The sequence below is a fragment of the Lysobacter niastensis genome (genome assembly GCF_031457115.1).
GTDB classification, from domain to species: Bacteria; Pseudomonadota; Gammaproteobacteria; order Xanthomonadales; family Xanthomonadaceae; genus Lysobacter_J; species Lysobacter_J niastensis_A.
Genome location: NZ_JAVDVY010000002.1, coordinates 1,140,785 through 1,149,815, shown reverse-complemented (window position 1 = coordinate 1,149,815; position 9,031 = coordinate 1,140,785). Strand labels below are relative to the sequence as shown.

At 62.0% G+C, this 9,031-nt stretch carries 9 protein-coding genes; all 9 read right to left on the bottom strand.

The window, feature by feature from the left end:
• Positions 1–98 precede the first annotated feature (98 nt).
• A complete protein-coding gene (locus J2X06_RS14555) occupies positions 99–509 on the bottom strand; it encodes a hypothetical protein (protein WP_310056658.1) in 411 nt (136 codons plus the stop codon).
• Positions 510–568: 59 nt separating this feature from the next.
• On the bottom strand, positions 569–889 hold the full coding sequence (locus J2X06_RS14550; protein WP_310059684.1) for a hypothetical protein: 321 nt from the start codon (positions 887–889) through the stop codon (positions 569–571).
• 70 nt (positions 890–959) lie between these two features.
• Positions 960–1,295 carry a hypothetical protein gene (locus J2X06_RS14545; protein ID WP_310059678.1) on the bottom strand — a complete coding sequence of 112 codons (336 nt, stop codon included), beginning with the start codon at positions 1,293–1,295 and terminating at the stop codon, positions 960–962.
• Between the two features lie 398 nt (positions 1,296–1,693).
• Positions 1,694–2,122, bottom strand: coding sequence for a hypothetical protein (locus J2X06_RS14540; RefSeq protein ID WP_310063568.1), 429 nt, complete (start codon positions 2,120–2,122; stop codon positions 1,694–1,696).
• An 853-nt stretch (positions 2,123–2,975) separates the two neighbouring features.
• Positions 2,976–3,251, bottom strand: a complete 276-nt coding sequence (locus J2X06_RS14535) for a hypothetical protein (protein WP_310063566.1) — start codon at positions 3,249–3,251, stop codon at positions 2,976–2,978.
• A 76-nt stretch (positions 3,252–3,327) separates the two neighbouring features.
• Entirely contained in the window at positions 3,328–3,645 is a 318-nt protein-coding gene (locus tag J2X06_RS14530; RefSeq protein ID WP_310063564.1) for a hypothetical protein, read from the bottom strand.
• A 444-nt stretch (positions 3,646–4,089) separates the two neighbouring features.
• Entirely contained in the window at positions 4,090–4,347 is a 258-nt protein-coding gene (locus J2X06_RS14525) for a hypothetical protein (RefSeq protein WP_310063562.1), read from the bottom strand.
• Between the two features lie 365 nt (positions 4,348–4,712).
• Positions 4,713–5,093, bottom strand: a complete 381-nt coding sequence (locus tag J2X06_RS14520) for an HU family DNA-binding protein (protein WP_310063561.1) — start codon at positions 5,091–5,093, stop codon at positions 4,713–4,715.
• A gap of 188 nt (positions 5,094–5,281) precedes the next feature.
• Positions 5,282–8,977, bottom strand: a complete 3,696-nt coding sequence (locus J2X06_RS14515; RefSeq protein ID WP_310063559.1) for an indolepyruvate ferredoxin oxidoreductase family protein — start codon at positions 8,975–8,977, stop codon at positions 5,282–5,284.
• Positions 8,978–9,031 lie beyond the last annotated feature (54 nt).

Below are 9,031 nucleotides of genomic sequence, written 5' to 3'. Positions count from 1 at the left end.
GCCGAAGGAACCCGATGCGAGTTGTTTCGCCGGTGCCGCATAACGCCTGAATTAAGCCGAGCCGCGAAGCGGCTTCGGCTTGAATGAATTGTTAGAGCTCACCCTAGTTGCCGATACCACGCCAGTTGCTCCCGGGTGATGTAGTCGCCGCCATCGGAGTAGACGACAACGATTTCATGCGCAGGTGCAATCGCGTCTACAAGATCCCGGCCGAGCATTTCTTTCTTGGGCCATTGAACTTTAGCTAGAGACTCAAGCCGCTCTGCGACGGTCACACAAAATCTCTCAGGATTGGGTGACCTTGTTAGGAACCAGTGTTCGCCCGCCTGGTCTTCAGCGACCACCACATAAAGGGTTGCGACTTTTAGCGTTGGCCAAACAACCTCAATGTTGCCTTGCTCTCGTGAGCGCTGAAACGCTGCCTTTAGGGAACTCTCAGGCGGAGTGCTGATACCGCCATCGTTGTACGGCGAGGCTTTTGAAAATAGCGAGGCAACGAGTTTGCGCATGTGAGCTCTAACGCCTGAATTAAGCCGAGCCGCGAAGCGGCTTCGGCTTGAATGAATTGTTAGGCGCGCTGGCCAATCAATGCCGCAAGCGAGACAAGATGCTTGGACAATGCCTGCTTTAGCGCCAGCATTGATGCTGGAATTGTTCCGAGATAGCCAAGAGCAGCACCATACATCTGCGCCTGCTCGGGAACGCCTCGAACTGCGGCAAAGACCCCGCCAATCGCGCCCAACAGAACGCCGAATACAAACCCATAAATGGTTGCGCGCCAAACAAAACTCCACCAGACAGGCAGCGTTTCACTGATGCTCAACTTCGTCGCTTTGTCCCCAAAAGCCTGACCAACTGAAGTGGGTGCTTGATATGGATTGCCTGTCATCTTTCCCCCTAGATGAGCCTAACGCCTGAATTAAGCCGAGCCGCGAAGCGGCTTCGGCTTGAATGAATTGTTAGGCCGCGCCGGTGATGAACAACCAGGCGACCCAGGTAAGAAGAATACCCAATGCACCAATTGGCCCCAGAATCCCGGCGAGCCAAAGAGGCATCCGCTTGAACGGGAAGACCCCGATGGCTGCGATAAGGCTACCAAGCGCGACAGCGGACCAGAATCCAGCGTTGCCGAAGCGATTCGCATCCAATGGCAAGAGCAGACGCAGCGTTCCGATAAGGGCGGCTGGGAACAGCAGGATGCCGGAAATGAAGGCGGCAACGGAGTGGGATACCCGCTTGATGTCCTCGGCGGGATCGAAAGTTGGAGATGCGGGCGGTTTGTACGGATCGGTCATTTGCTACGCGGCCTAACGCCTGAATTAAGCCGAGCCGCGAAGCGGCTTCGGCTTGAATGAATTGTTAGGCCGCGACGCGATTGATTGCACTACGCGCGCTCCACAGCCAAGTTGATCTCGCGGAGAACCGTTGGAAACGCAGAATCTGTGTCTTCAAACTCGAAGTGCTTGAACTCCCCGCGCTCCGTGGAAACGTACAGATAGTCCACATCGCAGCAGCCATTTGGCCACACACCGATAGAGGTAAGGCAGTTTTCACCATCAATCTTGACCGATAGGCCGCTCGGCCCGACCACTTTCATGTCAATCCGACTGCGCACATGGGGATCCAGTTGTGCGCAAAGTCTTTAATGTAATTGATCAACTGCGATATCGCCCATAGCGGCCTAACGCCTGAATTAAGCCGAGCCGCGAAGCGGCTTCGGCTTGAATGAATTGTTAGAGCTGCCTCCGTGATGACGGAACCAGGCATTGCTAGAGGGGACATAAAGCAAAACGAGGGCAACGATCTTGGCGCCATACATCGCTATGGGAAGCAGATTGGCCTGAGGTGCCTGGAGCAAAGCGGAAACCGTAGCCGCCGCCTTGAGAAAGCCAAGAACTAGGATCGCGGTGTATGTAATGCGTGCCCAGTCTTTGCCACGAGCAATTAGATACACCAGGGCGGCGAGAGCCAAGTAGAGCGCGCTGGTGATGCCATACGTAATAGCCGGTGATAGCGGCAAGTCAGTAGGAAGGAACCTGATGGTTTGAACCAGACCGACTAGAAGCGTGGCCGCAATCAGAAATACGGCGGAGAGAACGGTCTTTGGATATGTGGTGGCCATGACGCTCCAAGCAGCTCTAACGCCTGAATTAAGGGGAGCCGCGAAGCGGCTTCCCCTTGAATGAATTGTTAGGCGGCGTAACCAGACTCACTGGCCCCGCCTCCTATCGAGCCATCGCAGGGCCGTAATGGCCCCACCAGTGAGCGCCGAAAGACCGGCGACAAACCCTGCTGCTGCAAAGAGAACCAGGAAACCCGTGGCAACTCGTTGATCCCCGCTGGACGAAGCAGAGACCGTGGCGACCCACGACAGGATCGAGGTTGCCCCAGCCCACTTCAAGATGTAGCGAAAATCGGGCACGACCTACTCCGGCAGCTATCAAACCTACAGTACGACGCCTAACGCCTGAATTAAGCCGAGCCGCGAAGCGGCTTCGGCTTGAATGAATTGTTAGGGCGCATGCCGGGGAAGCCACTTGCCCTGTAGCCAGCATAACGGGAAGAGCGCGATAGCAGACACGACTGCAGCAACTGCGATTGAACCGACGACCTGACCTGGCATGACCGAAAAGGCACCAGGCCGAACAACCGAGGCAGTCAGCAGCAGGGGCGCGCCCCAGCCAACCGACAGACCCCAGCAAGCAAACGCATGCTGTGTCAGCGCTGGAACGGCGAGCGATAGGCGGTACTCGAGCGACCCTAAGGCCCCTCCGAACGCCGCAAAGAGAAAGAGGCTTTCAATGGCCGATGCCGGGATCGCTTGGAATCGGACCAGGTACACGACCACGACCATTGCCGAGAGCGCCGCAGCGCCTTGTAAGGCAGACCGGACCCACTTGAGAAGGTGAACCATCTCTGCGCCCTAACGCCTGAATTAAGCCGAGCCGCGAAGCGGCTTCGGCTTGAATGAATTGTTAGGCGCCATGCCGCCTCCGGAGCCCGAGTGCGGCCACTACGACGCCTAGTGCAGCCGACACTAACAGGAAGGCGCACACCAAGCCGAACACCGCGTATTGGACCGGTCCAGGCGGCGCTTCATACGCGTCCCTGAGATTGGATGAGAAGTCCTTGAGCGCGACAAGGAACCAGAGCCCGGCCGCAGAAGCGGCGGAGACGAGCGAGCCGGCGATGGCTGCGAGCCAACGAGCAGAGCCCAATTTGCCGATCGCCCTATCGAGTGCGTTGATCACGCGATGCTCTTTGGCGCCTAACGCCTGAAATTAAGCCGAGCCGCGAAGCGGCTTCGGCTTGAATGAATTGTTAGGCCTACATTTGGGAGTAGTCATACAGGCCGAACAGGTGACTTATTGCCATGAGCGCATTTGCGGAAAGTATGGCAGCGAGAACGGCTAACACGGCAGAAACCCAGCCGAGCAGAACGCGCTGCCATGTGCCACTCAGATGACTTGAAACTGGCAGGTACACCGCAAATGGCGCGCAAAGCAGCGTGACAGCGCCCCACACCGGCACCCACGGGCCAATGGAACCGAGCAAACCCGTGGAATAGACCAGGCACACGAGCAGCGGCACGAGCACGATAAGCCCAAGAAGTAGACCAACTGAAGCTGTGAGTGCCCTGATCATTGGTCGTAGGCCTAACGCCTGAATTAAGCCGAGCCGCGAAGCGGCTTCGGCTTGAATGAATTGTTAGGCCGCGAACCCAAGCCAACGACACGTCCGTGGCCAACAACTCGCGAGCCCTCAAGTACCTCAATGCTAGCGCCAGTCTGAAGCGCTGAGTATGAAACAGCCGGTGCGAAGAGGAGCTTGGCAAATGCGGATATGGGTGTGCCCACCGGCGCAACATTGTCAGTCCCTACGAGCTCGACCCCAAGCATCGTGTTGTCAGGCGGAACCCGGAGGTGAGGCCTGTATCCGTTGATCGTAAGCGGGTGGGCCCGGCCTCCCTGATCAGGTGCGAGGAAAGTAACCTCCAGCTCTACGTGACGATCTGGCATAGCGGCCTAACGCCTGAATTAAGCCGAGCCGCGAAGCGGCTTCGGCTTGAATGAATTGTTAGGCGGCACTCTATACCGGCTCAAGGTCAGTCGGAAACCGACTGGCGACGCGCCACTCCGCCTCTGGCAAGGCATCTGCTGCATTGCGACCGTGCCAGGCCCTGTTGAGGTGCGAGTACACGTGCCCGAGGTCGACCCGAAGGTTTACCTCGCCGTATTCCGGATCGCTCGCGATCTCCGAAATGAGTCTAGCCAGGTGCTCTTGGGCATCCTCCAGCTCGTACATCAATGCCGCCCAGCCATCGGGGTGCCTTTCTTTGTTGATCATCGGCGCACTCTCCATGCCGCCTAACGCCTAGTAGACCCCACTTCCGGGGTGTAGCGCCGGATGTTCACGTTGGGCCTGTGCTGCGTCAAGCGGCTGCGACCCTTCCGGCTCAACCGGTTGCGCGGCGAAGTTCGGAATCTCTCATTTCTTTCCGATCGGGAATATCTCCGAAAACCGAAGTGCTAATTGATATCACCCTGGATTCACTGGATAGCGAGGCGCTTCTTCCCGCATTTCGGCGGGCGCAAGCGTGGGTATCCGCGTGCACGTGCTTCAATTCCAGCGCAGCTCCGGGCAGCACAAACAGAAAAGCCCCGCTCTCGCGGGGCTTTTCTGTCGGCCGGGAAACCCGGCGCTGCTGCGACTTAGGCCGCGGCGTCCTTGAGCTTCTTCAGCGGACGCACCTTGACCTTCACCGAAGCCGGCTTGGCAGCGAACCACTGCTCTTCCTTGGTGAAGGGGTTGATGCCCTTGCGCTTCGGCTTGGCCGGCACATTGACGGCGCTGATCTTCAGCAGGCCCGGCAGCGTGAACGAACCCGCGCCCTTCTTGCTGACCGATGCGTGCACTGCGCCTTCCAGCGATGCCAGCACGGCGCGCACGTCCTTGGCCACCACGCCGGTGGACTCGGCAATGTGGGCGACCAGGCCCGACTTGGTCAGGACTTCCTTGATCGGCTTCGGCGCGGCCGGCTTGGCGGCGGCCTTCGGAGCCTTCTTAGCAGCTGCTTTCTTCTTCGTTGCCATATGTTCCCCGTGTATTCGGTGATTGGTTCGTTTGCCTGATTTCCCGCTCGGCAAGGCGGAATGTAGGGCAAGCGCGGCGCGCCGCCAAGCGGTAAAAGCACTAAAAGCGCATAAAAAAGGCCCCGCCGGAGCGGGGCCTGGTCTTTTTGGCCGGTTTGACCCGGTCGCAAGCCGTTTTTCCGCCCTGGTTACGCCACCCGGACGATGCGCAGTGGGTTGTTCCACTGCGCCAGCAGCTCGGTTTCACGGGCCTTGGCCTGGTGCAGGTGCGACTCCTTGACGTGACCGTAGCCGCGGATGTGCTCCGGGATGCCGGCGATCTCGGCGGCCAGGTCGACGTTGCCGCGGTCGAGCGTGCCGAGCAGTCCGTCGACGGTCTTGAAGTAGTCCTCGATCAACTGGCGTTCCATCCGGCGCTCCTCGGTCTTGCCGAAGATGTCGAACGTGCCGCCGCGCAGGAAGCGCAGCTTGGCCAGCCACTTGAACGCGGTGAACACCCAGGGACCGAACTCCTGCTTGATCAGGCGGCCCTGCGCGTCCTTCTTGGCCAGCAGCGGCGGAGCGAGGTGGAACTTGAGCTTGTAGTCGCCGTCGAACTGCTGCTCCAGCTTGCGCTGGAAATCGCCGCTGGTGTACAGGCGCGCGACTTCGTACTCGTCCTTGTAGGCCATCAGTTTGAAGGCGTAGCGCGCCACTGCTTCGGTCAGGTCGGTGCTGCCCGGGGCCTTGGCGTGCTCGGCCTCGCGCACCCTGGCGACGAAGTCGCTGTAGCGCTTGGCGTAGGCGGCGTTCTGGTACTCGGTCAAGAACGCGATGCGGCGCGAGATCACCTCGTCCACCGAACGCGACAGGCGCGCGTCGTCGAGCGGCAGGAAGGCGATGTTGTCGCCATTCGCACCATGCTCCGGCACGTGGCGCAGCTCGTCTTCCTTGCGCGTGGTGCGCGGCGCCGAGGTGGCGCCCCACTCGTTGCCTTCCCAGGCACCCGGCGACAGCATCGGCAGCGCACCCGGCGTGGCTTCGGCCGCGGTCGGTGCGTTGCGGATCAGGCCGGCGGCTTCGGCCACGGCGGTCGGGTCGATCACGGCCAGGCGGCCCCAGGCGAACGCGGTCTTGTTCATCTCGATCGCGGCGCCGTTGAGCTCGACCGCACGCATGATCGAATCCAGCGACAGCGGCACCAGGCCCTGCTGCCAGGCGTAGCCCAGGATGAAGAGGTTGGTGGCGATGGCATCGCCCATCAGCGCGGTGGCGAGTTGGGTGGCGTCGACCACGTGCGGGTCCTGCCCGCCAAGGGCGACCTTGACCGCGGAGATGATGTCGGCCGCCGGGAACTGCATGTCAGGACGCGTGGTGAACGTGCCCGGCATCGCTTCGTAGCTGTTGAGCACGACGCGCGAACGGCCGGCGCGCACCTTCGACAGCGCCCAGTAGTCGTTGACAACGACCATGTCGCAGCCCAGCACCAGGTCGGCCTCGCCGGCGGCGATGCGCACGGCGTGGATGTCCTCGGGAGTGCGAGCGATGCGGATGTGCGTGGTCACCGCGCCGCCCTTCTGCGCCAGGCCGGTCTGGTCGAGCACGCTCGCGCCCTTGCCTTCCAGGTGGCCGGCCATGCCCAGCAGGGCGCCGATGGTGACGACACCAGTGCCGCCGACGCCGGTGATCAGGATGTTCCACGGCTGCGACAGGTCGCTGGCAACGTTGGGCATCGGCAGGTGGGCGAGGCGATCCTTGGCGTTGCTTCCCTTCTTCTTGCGCAGGCCGCCACCTTCCACGGTGACGAAGCTCGGGCAGAAGCCGTTGACGCAGGAATAGTCCTTGTTGCAGTTGGACTGATCGATTTCGCGCTTGCGGCCGAACTCGGTTTCCTTGGGCAGCACCGACACGCAGAACGACTTCTTGCCGCAGTCGCCGCAGCCTTCGCAGACCAGCGAGTTGACCATCACGCGCTTCTGCGGGTCGATCATCTTGCCGCGCTTGCGGCGGCGGCGCTTCTCGGTGGCGCAGGTCTGGTCGTAGATCAGGACGCTGGTGCCCTTCACTTCGCGCAGGCGCTTCTGGACGTTGTCCAGTTCCTTGCGGTCATGGAACTCCATGTCGCCCGGGAAGATCTCGCGCTTGCTCCACTTGGCGATGTCGTCGGACACCAGCACGATGGTCTGCACGCCTTCGCTGCGCACCTGGTGGGCGATCTGCGGCACCGACAGCGTGCCGTCGACCGGCTGGCCGCCGGTCATCGCGACCGCGTCGTTGTAGAGGATCTTGTAGGTGATGTTGACGCCGGTGGCGACCGACTGGCGGATCGCCAGCGAACCGGAATGGAAGTAGGTGCCATCACCGAGGTTCTGGAACACGTGCTGCGTCTCGGTGAACGCCGCCTGGCCCGACCAGGTCACGCCTTCGCCGCCCATGTGGGTGAAGGTGTCGGTGCTGCGGTCCATCCAGGTCACCATGTAATGGCAACCGATGCCGCCCAGCGCACGCGAGCCTTCCGGCACGACGGTCGAGGTGTTGTGCGGGCAGCCCGAGCAGTAGTGCGGCACGCGCGGGAACTGCGCGCGTGGCAGGGCCAGCTCGGATTCCTTCTCGGCCATCCACTTGAGCACGTTCTCGATGTGCTCGGAGTTGTGGAATTTCTGGATGCGACGGCCGATGACGCCGGCGATGGTCGCCGGGGTCAGTTCGCCAGTGGACGGCAGGATCCATTCGCCGGCCTCGTCGTACTTGCCGACGATCGACGGGCGCGTGCCGGTCCAGTTGTACATGTACTCCTTCATCTGACGCTCGATGAAGGCGCGCTTTTCCTCGACGACGACGATGTCTTCGAGGCCCTTGGCGAAGTTGGTGATGCCGACCGGCTCCAGCGGCCAGGTCATGCCGACCTTGTAGACGCGGATGCCGAGGTCGGCGCAGGCCTGCTCGTCCAGGCCCAGGTATTCCAGCGCCTGCAGCACGTCCAGGTACGACTTGCCGGTGGTGACGATGCCCAGGCGCGCGCGCGGCGAGTCGATGACCACGCGGTCGATGCCGTTGGCGCGGGCGAAGGCCTGCGCGGCCTTGACCGCGTACTTGTGCAGGCGCATCTCCTGGTTCATCGGCGGATCCGGCCAGCGGATGTTGAGACCGCCTTCCGGCATCTCGAAATCTTCTGGCAGCACGATGCGCGTGGCCATCGGATCGACATCGACCGAGGCCGAGGACTCGACCGTTTCGGCGATCGTCTTGAAGCCGACCCAGCGACCCGTGTAGCGCGACATCGCCCAGCCGACCAGGCCCATGTCGAGGATGTCCTGCACGCCGGCCGGGTTGAGGATCGGCATCATCGCGCTGACGAATTCGTCTTCCGAGCCGTGCGGCAGCGTCGAGGAGCGGCAGGCATGGTCGTCGGCCGCGAGCGCGAGCACGCCACCGTGCTGTGAGGTGCCGGCGGCATTGGCGTGCTTGAACACGTCGCCGGTGCGGTCCACGCCCGGGCCTTTGCCGTACCACATGCCGTACACGCCCTGGACCTTCGCGCCCGGGAACAGGTTGGTCTGCTGCGTGCCCCAGACCATGGTCGCGCCGAGGTCTTCGTTGAGGCCCGGGGTGAACTTCACGCCCGCCGCTTCCAGGTGCTTGCGCGCGCGCCACAGCTCCAGGTCGAAACCGCCCAGCGGCGAACCGCGGTAGCCGGAGATGAAGCCGGCGGTGTCAAGGCCGGCGGCTTCGTCGCGCAGGCGCTGCATCAGCGGCAGTCGCACCAGCGCCTGCACGCCGCTGAGATAGATGCGGCCCTTCTCGCGGCTGTACTTGTGCTCGAGCGTGTAGTCGGCGTCGAGCACGGAGTTGGTGAGCGCGGTGTTCGCCGAGGACGGCGAGCTGAGTTCTGCAGTGCTGGTCATGCGTGGCTCCGGCGCGGTGGGGACCGCGTGGGGTGGCTGCGGGCGCCCGGCACC

What these genes read in the sequence shown, in the direction of transcription:
- J2X06_RS14540 (WP_310063568.1), bottom strand. Translation starts at nt 2,122, where the DNA reads ATGGCCACCACATATCCAAAGACCGTTCTCTCCGCCGTATTTCTGATT.
- J2X06_RS14530 (WP_310063564.1), bottom strand. Translation starts at nt 3,645, where the DNA reads ATGATCAGGGCACTCACAGCTTCAGTTGGTCTACTTCTTGGGCTTATC.
- J2X06_RS14545 (WP_310059678.1), bottom strand. Translation starts at nt 1,295, where the DNA reads ATGACCGATCCGTACAAACCGCCCGCATCTCCAACTTTCGATCCCGCC.
- J2X06_RS14555 (WP_310056658.1), bottom strand. Translation starts at nt 509, where the DNA reads ATGCGCAAACTCGTTGCCTCGCTATTTTCAAAAGCCTCGCCGTACAAC.
- J2X06_RS14520 (WP_310063561.1), bottom strand. Translation starts at nt 5,093, where the DNA reads ATGGCAACGAAGAAGAAAGCAGCTGCTAAGAAGGCTCCGAAGGCCGCC.
- J2X06_RS14515 (WP_310063559.1), bottom strand. Translation starts at nt 8,977, where the DNA reads ATGACCAGCACTGCAGAACTCAGCTCGCCGTCCTCGGCGAACACCGCG.
- J2X06_RS14525 (WP_310063562.1), bottom strand. Translation starts at nt 4,347, where the DNA reads ATGATCAACAAAGAAAGGCACCCCGATGGCTGGGCGGCATTGATGTAC.
- J2X06_RS14550 (WP_310059684.1), bottom strand. Translation starts at nt 889, where the DNA reads ATGACAGGCAATCCATATCAAGCACCCACTTCAGTTGGTCAGGCTTTT.